Source organism: Paenibacillus sp. DP01 (assembly GCF_044784315.1).
GTDB classification, from domain to species: Bacteria; Bacillota; Bacilli; order Paenibacillales; family Paenibacillaceae; genus Paenibacillus; species Paenibacillus polymyxa.
In genome coordinates, this window is the sequence record NZ_CP173059.1 from 1,841,286 (window position 1) to 1,862,857 (window position 21,572).

Annotated in this window: 23 protein-coding genes; 13 read left to right on the forward strand and 10 right to left on the reverse strand. The window is 45.8% G+C overall.

Annotation, left to right across the window (positions count from 1 at the left end; genetic code table 11):
* Window positions 1–22: 22 nt before the first annotated feature.
* The 3 genes from ACH59B_RS08180 to ACH59B_RS08190 form a co-directional block, all read right to left on the reverse strand.
* Window positions 23–352, reverse strand: a complete 330-nt coding sequence (locus ACH59B_RS08180) for an AzlD domain-containing protein (protein WP_017426680.1) — start codon at window positions 350–352, stop codon at window positions 23–25.
* Complete coding sequence (locus ACH59B_RS08185) at window positions 349–1,074, reverse strand: AzlC family ABC transporter permease (protein WP_016820470.1); 726 nt, start codon at window positions 1,072–1,074, stop codon at window positions 349–351. Before ACH59B_RS08185 ends, ACH59B_RS08180 begins: the two co-directional genes overlap by 4 nt.
* A 176-nt stretch (window positions 1,075–1,250) precedes the next feature.
* Window positions 1,251–2,489: a sugar MFS transporter gene (locus tag ACH59B_RS08190; protein WP_017426681.1), complete on the reverse strand. Its 1,239-nt coding sequence runs from the start codon at window positions 2,487–2,489 to the stop codon at window positions 1,251–1,253.
* Between the two features lie 233 nt (window positions 2,490–2,722).
* On the opposite strand from ACH59B_RS08190, the gene ACH59B_RS08195 reads away from it, so the two are divergent.
* A complete protein-coding gene (locus tag ACH59B_RS08195) occupies window positions 2,723–3,271 on the forward strand; it encodes a helix-turn-helix domain-containing protein (protein ID WP_017426682.1) in 549 nt (182 codons plus the stop codon).
* A gap of 99 nt (window positions 3,272–3,370) precedes the next feature.
* Window positions 3,371–3,886 (forward strand): acyl-CoA thioesterase, encoded by a 516-nt coding sequence (locus tag ACH59B_RS08200; protein WP_014599583.1) that lies wholly within the window; start codon window positions 3,371–3,373, stop codon window positions 3,884–3,886.
* A gap of 108 nt (window positions 3,887–3,994) precedes the next feature.
* Here ACH59B_RS08200 and ACH59B_RS08205 read toward each other — a convergent pair whose 3' ends face one another.
* Window positions 3,995–5,461, reverse strand: a complete 1,467-nt coding sequence (locus ACH59B_RS08205) for an RICIN domain-containing protein (RefSeq protein WP_103042329.1) — start codon at window positions 5,459–5,461, stop codon at window positions 3,995–3,997.
* A gap of 226 nt (window positions 5,462–5,687) precedes the next feature.
* On the opposite strand from ACH59B_RS08205, the gene ACH59B_RS08210 reads away from it, so the two are divergent.
* Both ACH59B_RS08210 and ACH59B_RS08215 read left to right on the forward strand, forming a co-directional pair.
* Window positions 5,688–6,389, forward strand: a complete 702-nt coding sequence (locus ACH59B_RS08210; protein ID WP_103042330.1) for a 4'-phosphopantetheinyl transferase superfamily protein — start codon at window positions 5,688–5,690, stop codon at window positions 6,387–6,389.
* A 47-nt stretch (window positions 6,390–6,436) separates the two neighbouring features.
* Window positions 6,437–8,026 (forward strand): amidohydrolase, encoded by a 1,590-nt coding sequence (locus tag ACH59B_RS08215; RefSeq protein ID WP_103042331.1) that lies wholly within the window; start codon window positions 6,437–6,439, stop codon window positions 8,024–8,026.
* Between the two features lie 71 nt (window positions 8,027–8,097).
* Here ACH59B_RS08215 and ACH59B_RS08220 read toward each other — a convergent pair whose 3' ends face one another.
* The 3 genes from ACH59B_RS08220 to ACH59B_RS08230 all read right to left on the reverse strand — a co-directional run bounded on the left by ACH59B_RS08220 (window position 8,098) and on the right by ACH59B_RS08230 (window position 11,236).
* The gene (locus tag ACH59B_RS08220; protein ID WP_103042332.1) at window positions 8,098–9,723 is read right to left on the reverse strand and encodes an S-layer homology domain-containing protein; all 1,626 of its coding nucleotides are present in this window, start codon (window positions 9,721–9,723) and stop codon (window positions 8,098–8,100) included.
* Between the two features lie 155 nt (window positions 9,724–9,878).
* On the reverse strand, window positions 9,879–10,730 hold the full coding sequence (locus ACH59B_RS08225; RefSeq protein WP_016820463.1) for a DegV family protein: 852 nt from the start codon (window positions 10,728–10,730) through the stop codon (window positions 9,879–9,881).
* A gap of 32 nt (window positions 10,731–10,762) precedes the next feature.
* Window positions 10,763–11,236 carry a hypothetical protein gene (locus tag ACH59B_RS08230; RefSeq protein WP_103042333.1) on the reverse strand — a complete coding sequence of 158 codons (474 nt, stop codon included), beginning with the start codon at window positions 11,234–11,236 and terminating at the stop codon, window positions 10,763–10,765.
* 219 nt (window positions 11,237–11,455) lie between these two features.
* On the opposite strand from ACH59B_RS08230, the gene ACH59B_RS08235 reads away from it, so the two are divergent.
* Window positions 11,456–11,839, forward strand: coding sequence for a DUF423 domain-containing protein (locus tag ACH59B_RS08235; protein ID WP_016820461.1), 384 nt, complete (start codon window positions 11,456–11,458; stop codon window positions 11,837–11,839).
* Window positions 11,840–11,944: 105 nt separating this feature from the next.
* Here the strand turns inward: ACH59B_RS08235 and ACH59B_RS08240 are convergent, their stop codons facing one another.
* Together ACH59B_RS08240 and ACH59B_RS08245 are read right to left on the reverse strand one after the other, a co-directional pair.
* Window positions 11,945–12,493: a hypothetical protein gene (locus tag ACH59B_RS08240; RefSeq protein WP_016820460.1), complete on the reverse strand. Its 549-nt coding sequence runs from the start codon at window positions 12,491–12,493 to the stop codon at window positions 11,945–11,947.
* Window positions 12,494–12,936: 443 nt separating this feature from the next.
* Window positions 12,937–13,707 (reverse strand): ANT(4')-I family aminoglycoside nucleotidyltransferase, encoded by a 771-nt coding sequence (locus ACH59B_RS08245; RefSeq protein WP_031463176.1) that lies wholly within the window; start codon window positions 13,705–13,707, stop codon window positions 12,937–12,939.
* 98 nt (window positions 13,708–13,805) lie between these two features.
* Here ACH59B_RS08245 and ACH59B_RS08250 point away from each other — a divergent pair, with 98 nt between their 5' ends.
* The gene (locus ACH59B_RS08250; RefSeq protein ID WP_404303614.1) at window positions 13,806–14,108 is read left to right on the forward strand and encodes a hypothetical protein; all 303 of its coding nucleotides are present in this window, start codon (window positions 13,806–13,808) and stop codon (window positions 14,106–14,108) included.
* A gap of 68 nt (window positions 14,109–14,176) precedes the next feature.
* Here the strand turns inward: ACH59B_RS08250 and infC are convergent, their stop codons facing one another.
* Window positions 14,177–14,692: a translation initiation factor IF-3 gene (gene infC / locus ACH59B_RS08255; RefSeq protein WP_019686800.1), complete on the reverse strand. Its 516-nt coding sequence runs from the start codon at window positions 14,690–14,692 to the stop codon at window positions 14,177–14,179.
* Between the two features lie 171 nt (window positions 14,693–14,863).
* Here infC and ACH59B_RS08260 point away from each other — a divergent pair, with 171 nt between their 5' ends.
* From ACH59B_RS08260 to ACH59B_RS08290, 7 genes are all read left to right on the forward strand, one after another.
* Entirely contained in the window at window positions 14,864–15,859 is a 996-nt protein-coding gene (locus ACH59B_RS08260; RefSeq protein WP_153795124.1) for an ABC transporter substrate-binding protein, read from the forward strand.
* The gene (locus tag ACH59B_RS08265) at window positions 15,856–17,904 is read left to right on the forward strand and encodes an iron ABC transporter permease (RefSeq protein ID WP_404303615.1); all 2,049 of its coding nucleotides are present in this window, start codon (window positions 15,856–15,858) and stop codon (window positions 17,902–17,904) included. Before ACH59B_RS08260 ends, ACH59B_RS08265 begins: the two co-directional genes overlap by 4 nt.
* A 139-nt stretch (window positions 17,905–18,043) precedes the next feature.
* Complete coding sequence (locus tag ACH59B_RS08270) at window positions 18,044–18,355, forward strand: helix-turn-helix transcriptional regulator (protein WP_014599587.1); 312 nt, start codon at window positions 18,044–18,046, stop codon at window positions 18,353–18,355.
* A 75-nt stretch (window positions 18,356–18,430) separates the two neighbouring features.
* Complete coding sequence (locus tag ACH59B_RS08275; RefSeq protein WP_404303616.1) at window positions 18,431–19,606, forward strand: MFS transporter; 1,176 nt, start codon at window positions 18,431–18,433, stop codon at window positions 19,604–19,606.
* 136 nt (window positions 19,607–19,742) lie between these two features.
* Entirely contained in the window at window positions 19,743–20,267 is a 525-nt protein-coding gene (locus tag ACH59B_RS08280) for a hypothetical protein (RefSeq protein ID WP_404303617.1), read from the forward strand.
* Between the two features lie 45 nt (window positions 20,268–20,312).
* Window positions 20,313–20,987 carry a VOC family protein gene (locus tag ACH59B_RS08285; protein ID WP_404303618.1) on the forward strand — a complete coding sequence of 225 codons (675 nt, stop codon included), beginning with the start codon at window positions 20,313–20,315 and terminating at the stop codon, window positions 20,985–20,987.
* Between the two features lie 94 nt (window positions 20,988–21,081).
* Window positions 21,082–21,537 (forward strand): GNAT family N-acetyltransferase, encoded by a 456-nt coding sequence (locus tag ACH59B_RS08290; protein WP_019686805.1) that lies wholly within the window; start codon window positions 21,082–21,084, stop codon window positions 21,535–21,537.
* The last annotated feature ends 35 nt before the right edge of the window (window positions 21,538–21,572 follow it).

Here is a 21,572-nt window from a genome sequence, read left to right on the forward strand (position 1 = left end):
TCCTATTTTAGGAGGGGATTTTCTATCCCAACCACAAAACTCGAACTACAGCCATACTCACAATACCCACAACCACAGTAGCCAGCAAATTTTTGCTCCACAAAGCGGTCACCAGCGTAGGAAGGACCGCTATAAGCACTTGCCCATTAAGAGTGACCGAGGTTTCAGTTCGTACGAGCAGATTTTCCATGACCAGTGCCGTGAAGATGCAAATGGGGATGTAGGACAGCCACTGTAACACAGGTTTGGGCAACGTCAGTTTTTGCAGCACGACGAAGGGGATGATTCTCGGAATTGCCGTGACAATCATACCGCCGATAATGATATACAGGACATTGGGACTAATACTCATTTGTCAGTTAACACTCCAATCGTTGCGGTGATCATGGTCGCTACAATGACTGCGATATGTGATGGCACCCACCAGGACAAAAGGTACATTAGAACGGCCATACATAGCACAAGCAGCAGGCGATGCTTGAGTTTGGAGGTCTGGACACTTTGGAGCTGGGAAATGAGTAGGGCCAGAAACATTGCAGGTAAGGCAAAGTCTAGACCAAAAGCTTCCGGCTGGGAAATCCAATTCCCTAGCACTCCACCAGCCACACAGGAAGCAATCCAAGCGAGATAAGCTGTAATATTAAGTCCGTTCATCCAGCGGTCACTGACCTGCCCGCCTTTAGCCAATTTATCCGACGCTACCCCAAAGGATTCATCCGTCAAAAGGATACCGATGCCTATGTTTTTCCACAGTGAGTATTTAGAAAAGTAAGGAGCCAATGACGCACTTAAAAGCAGATGGCGAGCATTCACAATAAATGTCGTTAAAATAATGACAGACGGAGGACTGGCTGCCGCCAGCATCGAGCACATAATAAACTGGGAGGCGCCTGCGTATACAAGCGCTGACATCAGACCAATTTCCATGGTGCTAACCCCTGATGAAGCGCCCACAATGCCAGCTGCGAATCCAATACATACATAACCAAGCAGTGTAGGAATACAATCTTTAACCCCTTGTAAAACGCTCAGTGAATCGGGCTTCGTTCCGCTCAATTCCGAAGCTATGGACATGTTAACCTTACCCCCAGTGTATAAATTTTATAATAGTATATAACGGAAATTGCGAAGTATCAATATATTATACAATTGTATGTTATATTGAATAATCCCTATAGCGAACAAGTAGTTCGTAAAAAAAGGGCGCCCCAGTCAGTTCATGACTTATGGGACAACCCTAAGGTGGTGGCTTATATAAGCTCTTGCCGTTTTTTCAGATATCCGTAGAGAATCATTCCCGAGACCGCGCAGATGGCTGCACATAGACCAATAACTCCATATCCCGCCTGAAGCCCGCGCAGTATGCCAAGCTCAGTGGTTGCTCCGTAGACTATCTTGACCCCTTCGATTACCCAGCCGATCACATAGTTGCCAATGACACTACCTATGCCCATCAGTGTGACGACGAACGTAATAGCTGTATCACTGTCTTTCGGATATCTCCGTGCTATGAACGCCATCACGGTCGGATAGATCATTGCAATGCCGGCACCCGATGCGGCAAAGAGAAACGCCAGTCTCTCCCCACCCGCGATTGCTGCAAACGTGCATATCGCTGAGAAGGCGGAGAATAGAATCGTCGAAAGTACAAACCCCATCCGGTCTGTGAGTGGACCAAGCAACAGGCGCCCCAACGAGAAGGTAAGAAAAAACGCTGAGAGCATGCTGGACGCCTTCACCGTGCTCCATGAATACGCTTTCTCTAAAAAGTTGACTAGCCAGCCCCCAACTGCGAGCTCAGAGACTACCCCAAACGACAGGATCATTACCATCATCCAGAGTGCCGGATCGCGGGTTAGGGTCTTGAGTGAGGTCCGTTCCTCATGCTGCAGATCGTCTCCCGGGAAGGTGCTGAGCAGCGCGGCCACAATCGGCAGCAGGCAGAGCGACAACATAGCCAGATACATTCCCCGCCAGTCTAGCGTATGCCCAAATACCGTCAGTGACATAACTCCCGTCGCCAGCAAAGGGGCGACTGTTGAGCTAAGCCCATAGAAAAAGTGAGACAAATTCATCATCGTGCCGGTATTTTTCACAAAAATCCTCGCCCCCAAAATTGCGAGTGCAATCTCCAGCATGCCGTTCCCGATATACATCAAGAAGTAGGACGAAGCGAAGAACGGATACGTGTGCGACAGGTAGATGAACACTCCCGAGATGATCATGGAAGCAAAAGAAATGATGCTGACCGCCTTGATTCCCCACTTACGGACAAGGACAGCGGTGAACGAGCAGGCAATCAAATAACCAAGTGCGTTTAGAGACAACAATGTTCCGAGCTGCTGTTCATCCAGATTGAAGTCGAATTGAATGCGTGGAATGGCAGGACCTTTTATATTCTCCGAGATACCAAATACAATAAAGCCAATAAAAATTGTCGCCAGCTGCATCATGTACATGTGGCGGGACTTGCGGGTTTGCGGATTCAAATTTAGTCCCTCCTAGATAGTCAACGTTGATTTTCTCGCCTGTTGGGTGTTCAGGGATGGAAAAGTCACAGGATAGCGGCCCCCTTCAGGATATTACAATAGTTTTGAAAAACGTTTTAGTAAGTGAAGTTTAAGGACATTTATAGTTAATGTCAACAGTAAATTATAGCTACAGCGGACACTTTTGTGTATTCTTCATATATAGACTTTGGGATACGAGGAGGTATAATTCGGTGGATTCAATGCAATATATTATTGGTTCTAATTTGGCTCAAATTAGGAAAACTAGAGGACTTAGTTTGGATAAGGTGGCTGAACTGACAGGGGTTAGCAAAGGGATGCTGGCTCAAATTGAGAAGGGGAAATCTAATCCTACGGTAACCACACTTTGGAAGATTGCGAACGGCTTGCACGTATCCTTCTCCACCTTTCTTAAGGAAGACCCGCCGCAAATCACCAAAATTCGTAGAGCAGATCTGCATCCAGTTATTGATGAGGACGGTAACTATTTTGTTTACCCTGTCTTCCCGTATCACTCGGAAAAGAAGTTCGAGGTATTCACGGTAAGTCTGAAGCCAGGCTTTACACACAAGGCAGAAGAGCATCTGGGAGAGGAAACGATTCTCATGATCCGTGGGGAAATGTACTTTGAAATGCAGGGGCAACAGCTCCAACTGAGTGCAGGGGACGCCGTACAATTTCAAGGATCTGATATCCATACCTATCGTAATGATTCGGATGAGGATGCCGATTTTTATGTATTGATTTATTATGCGGATTAGTGGGATGATTAACATAGTCTACAACAGACTTCCACACAGGATTCTGCAAAATCCTGAGATATAAAAAGAGAGCAACGAGGAAAAGAGAGGAAAGAACCCATGGAAAGCAAGTACATCCGAGAAACCTACTGCTTTAAGACGTCCCGAGTATTTCCCAACGATATCAACAATCATAACACGCTCTTTGGAGGCCGATTGATGTCATATATCGACGATATCGCATCTATTGCTGCCGCCAAGCTGTGCCGTACGAACACAGTAACAGCCTCGACGGATTCGGTAGATTTTTTGCTGCCTATCCACCCGAGCGATTCTGTCACGCTGGAAGCGTTCGTAACTTGGACAGGCCGCAGCTCGATGGAGGTGTTCGTAAAAGTGATTCGCGAGGGATTGATGACTGGCGATCGCAAAATTGCAGCTACCGCCTTCCTGACCTTTGTGGCATTGGACGAGAACAATCGTAAAGTGACCGTCCCACAGGTGATTCCGGAAACAGAGGAGCAAATACAATTACACCAGACGGCTCCATCGCGCGCAGCCATACGGCGTCAGCGGAGGGAAGAAAGCAAGCAGCTGGCTAGTTTTCTGACGACAGATTTTCCGTGGGAAGTGTAGTGTACTAGACATCCCCATTTTTACCGTTTTAGCATAAAAAGGAGCCGTTTTCCGTTAGAGATCACTACGATCTGTTCGGATGACGGCTCCTTTTGATAAGGATCTGAGCTATTCCACTTTGACTACACGGAAATGCTGGTTCGTCCCGCCATTATCGCCCCATTGAATGGCTTTGGCTCCATCGGTGGTGGCACCTTCGGAAATGTCGATTAGCTTGCCCGTTGCCCGATTTTTCAGCTTGTAATAGCCTCCGGTTACGGATACGAGCTGCCAATGCTGGCTGGACCAGCCTCCATCATTCCATTGTTCAATAACTGCGCCGTCTGCTGTAGCACCGCTTTCAACACCAATCAGCTTCCCGCTGTTCCGATTCACAATTTTATAATACCCGCCGCCTGCATCCTTAAGCTGCCATTGCTGGCTTGGCGCTCCGGAATTCGCACGCTGCTCTAAATCTGCTCCGTCTGTCGTCGCATTGCCAATGATGCCTAGCGACTTGTTGCTCTTGCGGCTTACCAGCTGATAATAACTATCCGGGTCGATGACCATCGGCGTAGTTACGCCCTCCACCACACCACTGGCGGTATCAATATTAATGCTGTCGAACCAATCCATAGCTAATGAGGTCGCGGTTGGAAAACGCAGCGGCAGCCATACATATTGAGAATCCTGCACAGGACCACTCCACGCCCCAGCCCAACGGTCGCCCAAATACAGATACGAGGTCGTCTGCGTACCTTCAACAGGAATGACGTAGGCTGACTGTGAACCATAGGTTGTACTATCCCCGAAATTCATCGTATTGCTCCAAGTTCCCTCAATGCTGGATGCGGTAGCATACTTGGCCTGATTGGGATTCCAGCCGGTTGCCCCGGATGTAATCAGGAAGTAGACGTCTCCTTTTTTGAACATCGCTGGAGCTTCACGATATTGTCCTGGCCAAAGTGTAGTCACCAGCGATTCAACTTGAAGGAAATCCGGTGTCAGACGATAAATGTTCAGATCCGCGTTTACACGGGTAGCCGAAATCAGGTATGCAGTACCGTTATCGTTGTATACGGTCATATCGCGCGAATCATAATCCAGCGGACGGAAGCTGCCCTGATACGTATAATCTCCGTCTACAGTATCGGATGAGGCAACTGCCACTCGGGCTTCGTTGTAATTAATCCCGTTTTCCTTGTGCATCCATAATACGTATTTGCGTGTTTTTTCGTTGTAAATCACTTTCGGTCGTTCAATATTCGATACATTCAGCTCTGCGGCCGAGCTGCTGGTCAGCACGTTTTTACGAAACTCCCAATTTTTTAAATCAGAGGAACGATAGGCGGAGACCGCCTTGAACGTTCCATTCGGATTACGATTTTCACCAAACCAATAATAATAACCGTCCACCTTAATCATCCCGCCCCCATGGGCATGGACCACGTTTCCATCTGTATCTTTAAACTGAATGCCATTTACTACATTCGCTGAAGCAGCTGAAGCGATCTTAGGTGAAAACATCTGAAAAATGCTTAACGAAAGCAAAATAGTGAGCATAATACACAGCAAGCGGGCAAAATCATATTTCATTGTTTCGTCCTCCTCTGTATGGTTATTTTAAAACGCTTTCATTAATAGGGTCTATGAAGTAGTTTTGATAGAGCTGCTTATCCCAATTGTATCCATATTGAATTGAAAGTGCTAGAGTAGTATATTGACCATGTATATGGCAAGTGTCATCCTAGTTTAACAGACTTCAATCGACTGGTGAGTGTTACAAACTGGCTAATATCCATTAGGTATACAGGAGGCGACCATGGAAATATACGCGATTGATACAAGCAAGCCGGAGGCTGAGGAACATTATGAATTACTGGTAAATCAGGTTTCACTGGAAAAACAGCACAAGTTGGATCGTTTTTTACATCGAGAAGACGCTTTGAGGGGGTTATACGCCGATGTGCTGTTAAGGTGGTTGGTTTGTCGGCAATTAAAAATACCAAATGCCAGCCTTCAGTTTACATACAATGCTTTTGGCAAGCCCTCCTTGTTGAATGCGCCGGCATTCCATTTTAATGTTTCCCATTCGGGAAAATGGGTAGTATGCGCCATTGATGATCACCCGCTTGGTATTGATATTGAACAGCTCCGTCCTATTGATTTTGAGGTAGGCAGGGTATGCTTTTCAGACGCAGAGTACGATGCATTAATGCAGGAGGATGCAGAGAGTCGTTTAGACTATTTTTACGATCTTTGGACGCTCAAGGAAAGTTTTGTGAAGGCCGAAGGGCAGGGGCTGACGCTGCCGTTAAAGTCTTTTTCATTCGAGTTGGAAGCACGACCGTCTATAGGTTTCACGACAGAGGGCTTTACTACAGAGTATTGTCACTTTAAGCAATATAATGAGCTAGGCCCAGATTATAAAATGGCTGTCTGTGCAGCTCATGATCACTTTGCGCAGGAGGTACAGCAGGTAGATATAAATACACTACGTTTGGAAGTGGCAACCTTGGCGTAATATGCAGCAGATCAAGCATATAGTTGGAGAAAAGGAGATGAGTGGCGTTGACATTCGTTTTGTTCAAGCACGGCAGGTTATATGGGGACTGGGCTTCCAAAGGAGACTCCATCGTTGTACAGCATGGCCGCATACAGGCCATTGGATATGCCCGGGAGCTTGAATTGCAGTTGTCCGGTAAGGAGTACGAGACGGTGGATTGGGAGGGTGCCAATGTACTGCCGGGCTTAACTGATGCCCATATGCATTTGTCTATGCATGGTATGAAGCTGGCTATGCTGGATTTCACATCAGCTACTTCCAAGGACGAGATGCTGGCTATGCTGCGCAAGCGGGTCGCTGTAACACCGCCGGGAGAGTGGATTTTAGGACTTAATTGGAACGAAAACGCGTTTATTCCTGTTGAAATTCCAAATATAGCTGAGCTGGATAACATTACAGATCAGCATCCGGTATATCTGACTCGTACGTGCTTTCATACGTTTTTGGCCAATTCAGAGGCATTTCGGCGTGCAGGTATTCACGAGAACACCCCTGATCCGGCTTCAGGAGCCTATGGACGAGACGCAGAGGGACGGTTAAATGGATTGATTTATGAGGAAGCATCCTTTGCCTTTACAAGCGTGCAGCCAGAGCCGGATTATTCGGCGAAGAAGGATACGATCCGGCGAGCTTGTCTGGATGCGCTACGGCTGGGTCTGACTGCTGCGCACACGGAGGATTTACGTTTTTTGGGCAGCATAGAGACGATGCAGCGAATTTACAAGGAGCTGCGAGAAGAAGGTCTTGCTTTTCGCACACACCAGCTCATCTATCATCCATTTATGGAAGAAGTGAAAGCACAGGAGCTGCGTGCAGGTACTGGAAATGAGTGGTTCAAAATCGGTGCGATTAAAATATTTGCTGACGGCGCTATTGGTGGAAGAACGGCTTTATTATCCGAACCTTATAGTGATGCTCCACATACGTGTGGAATGGCCATCCAACCACAGCCAGAGCTGAATCAGATGGTGGCAGCAGCCAGAGCCGCAGGCTTTCCAGTGGCTGTACATGCCATCGGAGATGGGGCGGCGCACATGATTTTGACAGCGATGGAGGCCCATGGACTAACGGAGGAAAGCGGGTTGCCGGATCGTCTGATTCATGGGCAGGTGCTACGGGCTGATTTGGTTAAAAGAATGGCGAAGCTGCCGCTGATTGCAGACATCCAGCCTCGTTTTGTCGCAAGTGATTTTCCCTGGGTGCTGGATCGGGTTGGGAAAGAACGGACCGAGTATTTATATGCCTGGAAAAAGCTGCTGCAAGCAGGCATTCCGTGTGCTGGAGGCAGTGATGCACCGATCGAGCCCCTAAACCCATTTCTGGGTATACATGCGGCAGTGACTCGCGTCAAGCCGGAAGAAATGCATGAGGGCTATCTTCCCGCTGAGAAGCTGGATGTTCACGAAGCCATTCATCTGTTTACTATGGGAAGCGCAGTAGCGGCTGGGGAAGCTGATGAAAGAGGGACAATCGCTGAAGGCAAAGCCGCTGACTTTACCGTTATTGACCGCGATGTATCGGAAAGTCACCAAGCTTTGCTTGATGTTAAGGTACGAATGACCGTTGTGAACGGGCAAGTTGCATACCGGTCGTAGGCTGGTGATACGTATGTATGGCAAAAGCCTTCAACTTCACTTTTTACGTGAGGTTGAAGGCTTTTGAATTTTTACAAGCCACGCTGTATGAAGCGGTCCGCATTTTTCACACTGGCCCACAGATCAGAGCTTGCGCCGCCTGGATACCAGTAGGCGAAGCCAGCAAATCCTTGATCCTGACCCAAGCGGTACTTACGAGTGATGGATCGCCCTTCTTCCAGCCATAGCTTATGAAGCTGAGTATCTTTGTAAGACACGGTATACTGCTGAATATCCTCGTTCCAGATCGGTTTGGAGGAGATACGGGACACCAGTAGATTTTGCAGATCTAGTGAAATATCAGAGGAAGCGATGGATTGCCCGTTAGCGTTAAGTGTCCAATTCCGTGTAAATAACGGCAGCGCCAAAATTGCTTTTTCCGGATCGGTGGTTTGTACAAAGCGTCGCACGCTTTCACGCAGCCATGGCAGGGAGGACACGGAGCCGGGAATCGAGCTTCCCCCCCAATGCTCGTCATATCCCATCAGGATTAGATAGTCTGCAGCAGCGCCAAGCTTTTGATAATCAAAAGCGGCAGTCCAGTCCGTTCCGTAATCAGGAGATACACAGAGCGCCAGTACTGCATTTTGACTTTTCAACTTCGCTTTTAATTGTTGGACGAACAATGTAAGATAGGCACGATCCTGACCATCTACATTTTCAAAATCAATGACAAGCCCGTCTAAACCATGTACAGATACAGCATTGGCAAGCTGAGTTATGGTTTTAGCTCGTAGAACCTCACTGGACAGAATTTGGTGTGTCAACGCCAGATTGGAACGGTTGCCCACCATAGCCCAGATTTTTTTTTGATGCTGTTTGGACCAGGAAAGCAGCGAAGAGTTGGTGTAATCGCTGATACTGCCCGTTTCGTTCAGAAAAAACCAGCGTGGTGATAGGGTGTTGATGTTGGATTGAAGCACCGTATTTTCAAATTGCTGAACGGTTTGGTCATATTGCCAGCCTAATCGAATGGAAGAAGCGGTGGAAGCAGCTTGGCGAGCATGCTGTGTTGAATACGTCAGCAGACGCTCCAATAGTGCCGCTGTTTCTTCACGAGTGAGAGAAGATGCCGGGTGGAAATAGTTATTTCCACCTTTCATAAATCCGTAACGATTCACGGTGGTTACCCCTTCAAGAGCCCAATCTGCAATTTCGTCACGATCGGTGAAAGAGGATGTGGTGCTAACTGATCCGCCCGAAGAGCGGATGAGACGTGCAATCATTAAGGCTGCTTCTTGCCGGGTTATAGGACTGTTGGGTTGGAATGTGCCGGACGTTCCTCCCTGTACGATATCGAGCTGCGAAGCCGCTTCGATCCAACCGTAGTACCACGCTTGTTTGGGAACATCCCGATAGGAGGAAACAGCTGCTTGTACAGGCTTCAGAGCGAGGACACGGTCCAATGCGGTAACCCATTCAGCTCTGGTAACGGCCTTTTTAGGTGAGAAGTAACCAGGTTGTGTACCGTTCAAAATTCCTTTAGCGTGTAGGGAAATAATAGACTGATAGGCGTAGCTGTGTGAAATATCTCGAAAAGCTACGCCGGTTGCTGCTGCCGGGGCAGCTAAGTATGAAGTGAATGCTGTGAATATTGTAATGGCTGTAGTTGCCGATAGAGTAAACCTGGTTAGCCAACGCGATCGTTTGGAACTCATCCCAATAACCTTCTTTTTTATGATAGATTGTAAGTGTATATATTGTTACTCGACGAATAATACTATCAAAAAGAGGAAAGTTATTCATTGCTAAATTGCTGGAAAAATACCAAAAAACCCGCTACCGATGGGTAACAGGTTTGATATTGGATAAACTATGCTTTTTTGGCATACATAATACCGATCGTTTGTGGACCACAATGACTAGATATAACACAGCCTGCTGTTGTTAACAGTACCTCTTGTGCGTTCGTTTCCTCTTGTAGGCGTGCTTGCAGCATCAGCGCATCTTCCTCAGCCAGAGCGTGCACGACAATGATCATATCGTTATCCATCAAATCCCGCTGGTTCAGGGCATTTTGCAGCATTTGTTCCAGTGCTTTTTCACGTTTGCCGCGGACCTTATAGGCAGGCGTCATTTTTCCATCAATCACTTTGATTACCGGACGAATTTTGAGCAGACTGCCGATCAGGTTTTGCATGCCTGAGCATCTTCCGCCTTTATATAGATATTCGAGTGTATCAATCACAAATTCCGTGTCGATTAGCGGTCTGGTTGCCGTCAACATATCTACAATCTGCTCTATTGTACTACCGTTTGCTGCCGCGCGAGCAGCTTTCATCACAAGCAAGCCAAAGCCGCACGAGAGATTTAGGGAATCAAAAACCGTAATGCGACCTTCTGGAAATTCGGAGGCAGCGAGCAGCGCATTCTGGTACGTCGATGATAGCTCGGAGGACAGACTGATATATAAAATGTCCTCTCCTTGTTCTATGTAGGGCGTAAAGGCTTGAATAAAATCTGCCGGAGAAGGTGCGGCGGTACGAGGTAAACGTCCCTCGCGGCTGACACGCTGAAATAATTGTTCCGGGTGAATGTTCACCCCATCTTGCAATGCTTCATCACCAAATACGGTATACAATGGTACAATGCTAATCTCGTACTGTTGACGCCAGTGAGCAGGAACATCACTGGTACTGTCTGCAAAAATTTTAATTTTGTTCATACATTAAATCCTCTCTGTGAGATGCAGAAAAATCATAAAGATTGCACAGACGAAGGATAAATATCCGCCGTGCTATTCGGAATGGCGAGACCGATGGCAAGTAGTGCAATAAAGCCTACAATAATGAGTGCATTAATGATTAATCCAATAATAGCAAAGGTTTTCTTACGGTTTTTTAACGCAATGCCGATGATTCCGACCACAAGTCCGCTACAATTGAGCAGTAGGCTGGCTAAAAAAATAAAGGGAATCAGCATGGTTCCGGTTTGCTGCAAGGCGACTTCCGGGTTCATAGTTTGGTATTGGCTGAAATGAGCCATCAGATTAATGACCATAATAGCCAGAATAATATATCCGATCAGACTGACGAGCGACATAATAAAAGAAGCAATTCCGGGACCGGAATGCTTGAGCTTGACCGGAGGCTGGAACACAGGAGCTTCTGAAAAAACAGGATGCTCCTCAGACGCAGCAGGCTTTTGCAAATTAGGATCTTGGTAACTCATTTTTTCAACTCCTTGAACATAGTCCGAACAGGTACTAATTTTCCACAAAATAAACAAAAAAGCAAGCCACTTTACACATTACCCTCCAATAGACAGGCTTAATCATCAAATTTTGTATGCGGTTTGTTTACACACACTGGCTGGTAAACTTCATGCTGTTCCGATAAAATAAGAAGAACATTCGGGTAAAAGGATCAGTGAAAAGGAGTATAAAAAAACATGCAACGAAGATGGATTATGGTAGGATCTATAATGATGATGTTGGCGGTAGCCATTGGAGCGTTTGGGGCGCATATTGTAAAAGCACGGATTGATGCGGATGCATTGGCCGTATATGAAACCGGTGTGAAATATCATATGATTCACGCTGTCGGATTGCTGATCATTGCGTTGGCTGCCGGACAGTGGGGCCCTTCGACCCGCTTAAGATGGGCTGCGCGGCTGTTGTTCACGGGTATCATTTTATTTTCCGGCAGCCTGTATGTGCTAAGTTTAACCGGAATCCGTGTGCTGGGTGCGATCACCCCATTAGGAGGCGTGTGTTTTATTGCAGGATGGATATTGTTGGCATGGGCTGCTGCCGGTCTAAAGAAAGAGAATTAGAAAGCTCATTGCCCCATTTTAAAAAAGAGAATCGATAGGAAAGACGCCATGTTTTTCCACCGATTCTCTTTTTTCATGCTTACTTGTTCTAGTGAGATATTACATTTACGATGTGATCTCATCAATCTCATTCATTTTAAAGGAGTACACTTGCTTCTCATCAACATGATACACACTCAGCAGGTTATTATCATGATCCAGGTTGAGTATGCGGCATGGAATGCTGCGCTGTCCGCCATAGCGGTTCACGATTAACCGTACAAGCGTATTATCATGTATATAGCGTTTGATCCATTCGTACGTACTAAGGTCTTGTTGTATTGCAGGCTTTGGCTGTACGTGGGATTGTTTGATCTCTTGAATAACGGGTGTCTTGTTCGTAATTGCGGCTGATTTCTTTTTGGAGAATTTTTCCGCAAGCGTAGCGGCTGCATCAGACGGGCTATTAACGGCCGACTGTTTTTTTAGATACAATGCAGCTTCAATTAAATTACCAAGTTCGATACCGGATTGAATCCGACTATCCGCAATTTGTTCGTTTTGGCTCAAGAGATGAAGCAGGAACTGAAGGGCCTCTACGTTCGAACGACCTTTAACTAATACATCAACATTAAATAAATAACTGGTTTCGTCTTGATTTGATTCCTTTTTCATACATCCTCCAGCCCAAGCCCTGGGTAATTAGTCTTTTGTAGTACCTATCAATATATCATTAAAATGTAATCTGTCATAGGGCCTAGGGCCCTGTTGTTGGACATTAGCAAAAATAAATTCTATATAAAGCCCTATGAGCTAAATTTTTTCTGAATCCACAGGAAATGTACATTTTAGCATATGTGTACATGAATGAGGACTGTGTATGAGAAGAATTAATAGAGCTAAAGTATGCATATACCGAGAATAAGTGAGGTGGGGAATGAAATCAAGTAATTTAAATTTTAAATATTTTACAAAAAAGTATAGCGTGGCATATCTTCATTACGGATCTTTTTCCGCCGAGAAAAAAATTAAAATCCCCCTTAACGAAAGAGGGATTTGGCATATCGAAAACATGGTATATTATAGTAAGCAAAAAATAAAGTGGATGTTATATTCAATCAAAATGGAATTCGTTGTGATTGAATATGATAGTCATGTTCGACTGCCCAACTCACAAGGCTACTCCAGAAATTTTCACAGACTGAAATGATCTTTGTTGGTTCCGCTAAATCTCCGGACATAACCAACTTAACTAGATGATCAAATCCCTCTGGACGACCAGGCAGTTCCAGTGCTTCTGGTAGAACCATTGAGCCCGTTGAGAAAAGCTTCTGATTGTGTAACCCAACTAACATAGCTCCATATTGGGCAAACTGCATGATCAAGTACGGCAAGTAGGTACGAGGGCCATTTATACTGACATTTCTAAGCTTTCCAATAAACTCATACATTTCACCTACAAGCACTTCGTTGATTGCATGCCTGAAATCTTCCTTTGTTGGGGATTCGGCAGCTTCCTTTAATATGGAAAAAAAGTCTTTAGGATCATACAGACGAAGTGGGGAAAAGAAGGGTCCATGTGTCAACGGCCACGTACCCTCAACAGTAGAGGCGGTTTTCAGAAGAATGTCTGAACTACAGACGTTCACCTCGGCTTTCCAGGGACCCGCCGACCATTCATGGCTAAAATCTACGGGAGCGTTGGATTCACTTAGTACACAAAACATTTCAATATCTGAGAAAGGGCCGTCCGTACCTTTGGCAACAGATCCATAGACCCCTATAGCTAGAATTTTGTCTTTGTATACTTCATGTAACCTAGCAGCTATTTCATGGCACGTCTGAAGCCTCTCATTTCGGGAAATGTGGACAGGTCCATTCATGTTCATTTGTGATTCTCCCTCCGTTTTTAGCAAGCATGGTATGGAGTGCTGTGGGGAAATAGCGACAAGTGAAAATATCTATTTTATCAGTAGTGTGGTGACTTATGAAGCCCTTTGTTAAGAGAACTAAAAACATTACGGTCAATAATTTTCTTTTTCATTGTGTGATTAATGAAATGCCTAGCAGAGATTTTGTCAGTCTTAGAATATACTCTTCCAAAACTTCATTTTTTGAAGTGAGCTTTTCATGGAAGGGGAGCTGGTCCATCAACCTTCATAAACCCAATACTTGTGCCCGTATCATTAAATATGCTATAGCACTCGGTTGGGATTACAGCCAAGAAAAGAAACAGATGAAAATGGATCAGGCTGATTTTCTTATAGCCGAACTAGGCTTAGAGGACTAAGGTGAAGTGTTTGATTGTACGAACTAAGAGACTTGTCCAATCTACTGATTCGCCATTTGGTTCGCCATTCAGCGAGGGTTTAATTTCACCTGTGAGCCCTTGCCGCCCGTCTGGATTCCAGTTTCCTTTACACCGACTTCCTTCAGATCGCCCAGTAGACGCTCCAGCACCGCTTTGGCGACAGGTGCTTCTTTTGCGCCTGAGGCCTTAACGACCAACTGTACCGGTTTACCAGAACGCAGTTGTTTGTCCGCCTGACGCAGCTTCGTGTCGTAATCATGCTCCTCAATGTGAGCGGTGAAGCGAAGCTCCTTGACCTTTTCTTTACCATGGTTTCCTGCGGCTTGGCCGTTATTTGTTTTGCTTGCTGCGGCTTTTTTTTGCACAAGCGCTTTTCCTTTGCCCTTTGCAACCAAGCTGCACGGTGGCGGACTACTCATCAGTGAGGTGCAGACCAGGTCCACTCCCTTGGATCGGGCCATAGCCAAGGCTTCTGACTTGGAAACAACGCCGAGCTTCTCCCCCGAGAGTCCGGTGAGCACCACCTCGTCAGCTTTAATTTGCTCGTTAATTAATACTGCCACTTCAATGTAGCCTCCCTTAAACAATGATAAAACTATCATATACGGAACCTATGTGCGATTCAATTGAACTTCGATATATCCTTATTGACAAAAATCACTAACCCCTATACTCTTTTACTGATAATGATTATCATTTTCCGATGCATATACATACAGGGGTGATTGAGAGAAATGAAAAAGATGTGGAATGGCCTATTGTTATTTGTAGTTTTAGCGATTGTATTGGCAGGCTGCGGTTCGGCTGCGAATAGCTCGAAGACGGAAGGGGCTACAGGGTCTGAGCAGACATCTACAGCGGCTGGTCCGGTTACGGTTAAGGACGACCATGGGGAAGTCAAGCTGGACAAGCCAGCGGAACGTGTCGTTGTACTCGAATGGACGTTTACCGAGGATCTGATAGCACTTGGCGTACAGCCGGTCGGGAATGCGGACAATGCCAATTACAAGCTGTGGGTGACACCAGAGGCGAAGCTGGCTGATACCGTAACGGATATCGGTACACGGGGCGAACCCAATCTCGAAGCGATTGCGGCGCTCAAGCCGGATCTTATTATCTCTAACGCCGATAACAATGCAGCGATCTATGCACAGCTTAAGGGAATTGCACCGACGATAGAGTTTGATCCTTACAAGGGGAACGGCTATGATTACGACCGTATGGTCGAGATTTTCAAGCAAATCGCGGTGGCTACCGGTAAAACGGAACAGGCTGATAAAGTCTTAAGCGAACTTGACCAGCACTATGTAGAGGCAAAGGCAACATTGGAGAAGGCGGGCAAAGCAGACTTTCACTATGCGCTGACACAGGCCTTTACAGCTCAAAATGCTGCCAGTCTGCGAATGTTCAAGGATAATTCAGTTGTAGCGGGTACGCTTGCGAGAATCGGCATGGTGAACGACTGGAAGTCGGACCAGACTGAGAAGTACGGATTTAGTACCGTAGGCATCGAAGCTCTTCCAGCTGTACAGGATAGTAATTTTATCTACATTACGCAAAAGACGGACGATATATTTGGCACCGCCATGAAGAACAACACGGTATGGAACGGACTGAACTTTGTTAAAGAAAAACGCACCTACCCGCTGGACGGTACAACATGGACTTTCGGCGGTCCAATTTCATCCAAAGTACTGGTTGATCAAGTAGTCGGAGCTCTGACGAAATGACCCGAACGGACACAACGGGATTATCGAAGACTTGGCGTATAGGAAGCATCTTTGGGGGCGGCTTGATCGTCCTCATCGTGCTTTTTTTTGTAAGCTTGTGTTATGGGGAGGCTTCGATCCCGCTCCATACAGTCATCGAGGCGTTGACCCAGCGTCAGAATACGCTTGAGCATAACATGGTTTGGGATCTTCGGATGCCGCGTACGGTCATTGGAATTCTGGCTGGCGGTGCGCTGGCCATCGCGGGTGCTTTGCTTCAGGCCATCACCAAAAATCCACTGGCAGCTTCTGATACCCTAGGGATAAACGCTGGTGCCTACTTTGTGGTCGTACTTGGTGCGGTGATGTTTCCCGGATTGCTGCACCAGGCGCCATTTCTATTTGCCGCTGCTGGCGGTCTGTTGGCAGCGGTGCTGGCTTACTTTATGGGCGGGGGAAGAGCTGGAACTCCGATTCGGTTGGCGCTTGCCGGCTTGATCGTATCCATGGTTCTTGGTTCGTTTACTGGAGCACTGCATATTTTTTATTCATTTGAAACACAGGGGCTGTTTCTCTGGGGTTCGGGCTCACTGGTGCAAAATGATTGGAGTGGGACGACTTACGCTTGGCCTTGGGTCGTAGGACTCTCGGTTATTGCTGTCTTGCTGTCAAGGCAGTTTGATGTGCTGGATCTGGATGAGTCCACATCCACATCCCTTGGACAAAAGGTTAGCTTAACACGGGCGGTGGGTATTGTATTGGCGGTTCTGCTGTCGACCATTACAGTCAGCGTCATTGGTCCCATCGGATTTGTAGGTTTGGTGGCTCCGCATTTGGTGCGCCTAAGCGGGTTGAAAATGCATCGTTGGGTGCTACCCGGTTCCTTCCTCTGGGGGGCACTGCTGTTGATCGGCGCAGACGTGCTGGCGAAAATGATTCACAAATCAAGCATGGATCTGCCAACCGGAGCGGTTATGGCCTTGATTGGGGCACCTTGGTTGATTTGGCTGATTTTGCGGAAAATGAAGCTGCCATCCGGTATCGGCGGACAGTCTTCCATGAACATAGGTGTGCGCTCTCGGAAATTACCGTTTGGCAGACTGGCTACAATATTTGCGTGCTGTGCCGTGCTGCTAACGGTATTCAGCCTGATGTTTGGAGGAATGCGCATTCCAGTGGGGGATCTGCTATCCGGCCTGTTTGGCGGGGAGAGTGCGAATTCGGCTTTGCTTCAATTTAGAATACCACGTACGCTGGTGGCGGCCGGGGCTGGTATCGCGCTTGCGGTCAGCGGCGTCTTGATCCAACTAGCGGTTCGTAATCCTTTGGCGGATGCCTCGATCATTGGAGTTTCGTCAGGGGCTGGTTTCGGTGCGCTTGCAGTGATTATCGTGTGGCCTGGGCTGCCTATTTACATGCTGCCCATCGCGGCGATTGCTGGAGCGACAGTGTCGGCAGCGGTGATCTTCTTTTTATCGTGGAACAAGCACCTAAATCCGTCAGTGGTCATCCTGCTTGGGATTGCCGTATCTGCCATCGGATCAGCCGGTATTCAGGTGTTGATCATCCAAGGTTCGCTCTGGGGTAGCACAGGCTATATCTGGCTGACTGGTAGCACCTACGCTCGAAACTGGGGACAGGTGGCAACCATTCTGGCCTTTCTACTCGTGTTGTTGCCAGTAGCATGGTGGCTGGCTCGCCGTTTCGATCTTTTGGTATTTGACGATAGCAGCGCTATGGGACTGGGGCTTCCGGTGCGCCGCACCCGGCTGTGGGCGATGGTAGTAGGTGTGCTGCTGGCGGGTGGAGCAGTAGCCTGTGTGGGTACAATCGGCTTCATTGGGCTGATTGCTCCGCATATCGTGCGTACGTTGATCGGGCACCATGTACGCCGTTCCATTGTTCTGTCTAGCATCTTGGGAGCGGTCATGCTGGTGCTGGCGGATACGATTGGACGGACCGTGCTTGCGCCGACCGAAATTCCTTCTGGATTGCTGATTGCACTAATCGGTGCACCGTATTTTCTGTACTTGATGTACCGCTCGAATAAGAGTAAATCTGTGTAGTTGAGATGACATGAACAGGCTGTTTCCAAGCGGATTCTCCGTGAGGAAGCAGCCTTTATTATTTTTTTCTATGTAATCATCTGAGGAATCATCTGAATTAAATATTTACAAATCTAATAAAGTAGATATAATGTGAAGTATGGAACCGTCATTGATTTATAAAGCTTTGTCGAACGAGACTCGTCGTCTGATTATGCAGTGGTTAAAAAAACCAGAAGATTATTTTGATGAGCAGGCTTATTTAAAGCAAGGGCTCAATTTTCAAATTGGTGTATGTGTGGGAGATATTCAGGCCAAATCGGGACTTGCACAGTCTGTAATCTCAAGTTATTTATTAACGATGCAAAAATCCGGTTTGTTAGAGTCTGAGCGAGTAGGGAAGTGGACGTACTATCGTCGGAATGAAAAAACAATACAGGAATTTGCCGAGTACATCCAAAAAGAACTATAAACAGAAAGGAGTTTTTTTTCACATAACATATCTATAAATCTATATATATAATTAATTGGAGGCTTATACTTAAATATGAAAAAGGTTAACCCGTTACTTATTATCATTCTAGCTTTGGGCGTGTTCGGCATTATTACAACGGAAATGGGTATTATAGGTGTTCTTCCCCAAGTCACTCAAAAATTCAATATATCAGCTTCCCAAGCTGGTTGGCTCGTCAGTATATTTTCTTTCGTTGTTGCGATCTCAGGACCGTTTTTGACCTTACTCGTTTCTGGCATGAATCGTAAAGTTGTTCTATTAATAGCTGTATTCAGTTTTGTTATTTCAAATCTTGTCTATAACTATACTACTCATTTTGAGGTCATGCTCACTTTTCGTGTTCTTCCTGCAATATTTCATCCTGTCTTTTTTTCAGTTGCCCTCGTGACCGCATCTAATCTTGTTCCCCCTGAAAAGAGCAGTAAAGCCGTCACCAAGGTTTTCGCCGGAATCACGGTAGGATTTGCTTTTGGCGTACCCTTGACTTCTTATCTTGCTGAGAAAATAGCGTTAGAAGCTGCTTTCTGGTTTGGAGCTGTCGTAAGCATGATTGCATTTGTAGGAATCCTCATATGGCTTCCTTCTCTACCTGTTCAGGAAAAAATGTCTTATGGCAAACAGCTAAGTGTATTACGCAAGCCTCAATTATGGTTCAATATTGTGTCAGTTATTTTTATCTTTGCAGCTATGTTTTCAGTGTATAGCTATTTTGCTGAATATCTTGGAGAAATAACCCGTATGAACGGGTCATGGATCAGTATGATGCTGATGGTCTTTGGAATCGTTATGATTTTTGGGAACTTTTTATTTGGGGGATTACTACATAAAAATCTGACAAAGACTGTCATCACGTTCCCGTTGCTATATATGGTCATTTACGTACTCACTTATGCTCTGGGTACTTCTTTCCTACCGATGATTGTGGTTGTGCTCATTTGGGGAGCTGTACATTCCGGAGGGCTAATTATTAGTCAAGTATGGTTAACCACTGAAGTGAAAGAAGCTCCAGAGTTCGGTAATAGCCTATTTGTCTCATTTTCTAATCTCGGTATTACGATAGGGGCTGCTATGGGTGGGTGGTTTATCTCTCACTTGGGAATACACCAGCTCATCTGGAGTGGAATGATGTTTGCACTGCTAGCATTTTTATCGATTATCACAAAAATAAAAATGTTCAAATCAAATGCAACGGAAGTCAACGTGCGTTAAAATATGGAGAGGCAAACGGGATCTTGGCGTTGCTCACCTGGGGAGTGATATCCTTAATTAAGCGTTTTCGCTAATCGTAATAAAGGAGTAGACATCTCTATGTGTTGAAATTACATTATTTATGGGGAGGAATCTGATGGATATTCGAATGTATCACGATCTGGAGGCTCAATTGGAAGAAGCGATTTGGGCTCTTGGAGAGGAAGCAGCTCTTATACTTCCCATAGATAGCGGTATGGCCGAGGAAAAGGCACAGAAGGCTTGGGATCTAATCCCTGAGCCAAAGCATACATGGGGCATTACAGGTGTAACCTTGCATCAGTATGTTCAAATACTCAACTATAACAGTCATATGGAGCGATCAGTAGAGCTTTTAAATGACGAAATTTTAGATTTGGAAGGTTCAGGGCACCGAATTATACATGCAGAGCCTTACATTCAAATGGCGGAAACGCATCTTCTTCAGAGCAAGCCTGGATTAGCTTATAAATATCTCAAGAAGGCATACTCGATTGGGGGCGCACGGGCATTTCGGGATCAGCCCAAGCTTTATCTCGAAATGGCGAAAAGTAAAGCTCTGGATGAACAGGATGTATTACTTCGATTTAAGGCGTTGGATGTGAATGCCAAACTTTTGAGCGAATTAAAAGATAGCCAATAATCAATGTAATGGTCTTATTTTTTATTTATGAGGAGGACGACTGCTTTGAAATTAAAAGAAGTGCTCTTAGGTACACACAGCTTCGAAGCGATGAAGATTTTTTACGGTTCTCTCCTGGATTTGCAGGTTGTAGAGGAGGGTCCATCGCGGTTATCGTTTCAAGTAGGTGAATCGGTGCTTGCTTTTCAGGAATCCTCCCATATGGAAAATGAGTTTTACCATATTGCCTTTACGATTCCAACCAATAAATTTATAGAAGCCAAACAGTGGGCTATCAACCGAGGAATTTCGTTGATTTCAAGGCACCAAGAAGATGAGTTTTATTTCGAAAACTGGAATGCAACCGCGTTTTACTTCTATGATCCGGATCAAAACCTCGTTGAATTCATTGCTCACCATACACTCGATAATGCAGTCGCTGAAGCTTTCGGATCTCACTCGATACTTCGTATAAGCGAGATTGGTCTTCCGGTCGATGATGTTCCAGAGGGTTCTAGAATAATTACCGAAACGTTCCAACTTAATTCATGGGGAGGGGCTGGACAGAAATTTGTACCGCTAGGGGATGTGGAAGGTTCCTTTATTGTTACAGACAAGCAACGTCCCTGGTTTCCTGATGATAGGCTTCCGACCGTGTTCAGCATCCGTGTCTTGTTTGAAGGTATATGCTCTGCCCGTCTTTCGCTTCATAATGGGTCGTATGAATTGAGATCAACCTGAGTTAAGGCTTCATCTCATTGCCACCACCCTGGATTTCTAGAATAGATCAATAAGAGGAAAATCCGGGGATTACCATACATATAGGAGAGAATAGATGAATATTAGATTGCTAAATTCAAATGAAAATTATCCGTTAGAGCTCTTGTTACTAGCTGATCCTTCGCGCCAACTTGTTGAGGAATATTTGAAAAGAGGGCAGTGTTATGTAGCAGAAATTGACCATCAAATTGTGGGAGTCTATGTTCTTTTACCTACAAGACCTGAAACAATTGAGGTGGTGAATATTGCAGTATCGGAAGTCATGCATGGTAAGGGGATTGGCAGACAATTAGTGACACATGCGATTGAAACAGCCCGGATACAAGGCTATAAAACATTAGAAATTGGTACAGGAAACTCTAGCATTGGACAGTTAGCTCTCTACCAAAAATGTGGTTTCAGAATTGTAGGTGTAGATCTAGATTTCTTTGTCAGACATAACTATGTAGAAGAAATTTATGAGAATGGCATACAGTGTAGAGATATGATTCGTATGTCTCAGGATTTGTAGAGCTTAATTTTCTTTGCAAACCCTTCAAAGGTATC

What these genes read in the sequence shown, in the direction of transcription:
- ACH59B_RS08225 (WP_016820463.1), bottom strand. Translation starts at nt 10,730, where the DNA reads ATGAACAAAATTAAAATTTTTGCAGACAGTACCAGTGATGTTCCTGCT.
- ACH59B_RS08235 (WP_016820461.1), top strand. Translation starts at nt 11,456, where the DNA reads ATGCAACGAAGATGGATTATGGTAGGATCTATAATGATGATGTTGGCG.
- ACH59B_RS08270 (WP_014599587.1), top strand. Translation starts at nt 18,044, where the DNA reads ATGGAACCGTCATTGATTTATAAAGCTTTGTCGAACGAGACTCGTCGT.
- ACH59B_RS08290 (WP_019686805.1), top strand. Translation starts at nt 21,082, where the DNA reads ATGAATATTAGATTGCTAAATTCAAATGAAAATTATCCGTTAGAGCTC.
- ACH59B_RS08260 (WP_153795124.1), top strand. Translation starts at nt 14,864, where the DNA reads ATGAAAAAGATGTGGAATGGCCTATTGTTATTTGTAGTTTTAGCGATT.
- ACH59B_RS08185 (WP_016820470.1), bottom strand. Translation starts at nt 1,074, where the DNA reads ATGTCCATAGCTTCGGAATTGAGCGGAACGAAGCCCGATTCACTGAGC.
- ACH59B_RS08220 (WP_103042332.1), bottom strand. Translation starts at nt 9,723, where the DNA reads ATGAGTTCCAAACGATCGCGTTGGCTAACCAGGTTTACTCTATCGGCA.
- ACH59B_RS08200 (WP_014599583.1), top strand. Translation starts at nt 3,371, where the DNA reads ATGGAAAGCAAGTACATCCGAGAAACCTACTGCTTTAAGACGTCCCGA.
- ACH59B_RS08250 (WP_404303614.1), top strand. Translation starts at nt 13,806, where the DNA reads ATGAAGCCCTTTGTTAAGAGAACTAAAAACATTACGGTCAATAATTTT.
- ACH59B_RS08280 (WP_404303617.1), top strand. Translation starts at nt 19,743, where the DNA reads ATGGATATTCGAATGTATCACGATCTGGAGGCTCAATTGGAAGAAGCG.
- ACH59B_RS08245 (WP_031463176.1), bottom strand. Translation starts at nt 13,707, where the DNA reads ATGAACATGAATGGACCTGTCCACATTTCCCGAAATGAGAGGCTTCAG.
- ACH59B_RS08180 (WP_017426680.1), bottom strand. Translation starts at nt 352, where the DNA reads ATGAGTATTAGTCCCAATGTCCTGTATATCATTATCGGCGGTATGATT.
- ACH59B_RS08265 (WP_404303615.1), top strand. Translation starts at nt 15,856, where the DNA reads ATGACCCGAACGGACACAACGGGATTATCGAAGACTTGGCGTATAGGA.
- ACH59B_RS08240 (WP_016820460.1), bottom strand. Translation starts at nt 12,493, where the DNA reads ATGAAAAAGGAATCAAATCAAGACGAAACCAGTTATTTATTTAATGTT.
- ACH59B_RS08275 (WP_404303616.1), top strand. Translation starts at nt 18,431, where the DNA reads ATGAAAAAGGTTAACCCGTTACTTATTATCATTCTAGCTTTGGGCGTG.
- ACH59B_RS08210 (WP_103042330.1), top strand. Translation starts at nt 5,688, where the DNA reads ATGGAAATATACGCGATTGATACAAGCAAGCCGGAGGCTGAGGAACAT.
- ACH59B_RS08205 (WP_103042329.1), bottom strand. Translation starts at nt 5,461, where the DNA reads ATGAAATATGATTTTGCCCGCTTGCTGTGTATTATGCTCACTATTTTG.
- ACH59B_RS08230 (WP_103042333.1), bottom strand. Translation starts at nt 11,236, where the DNA reads ATGAGTTACCAAGATCCTAATTTGCAAAAGCCTGCTGCGTCTGAGGAG.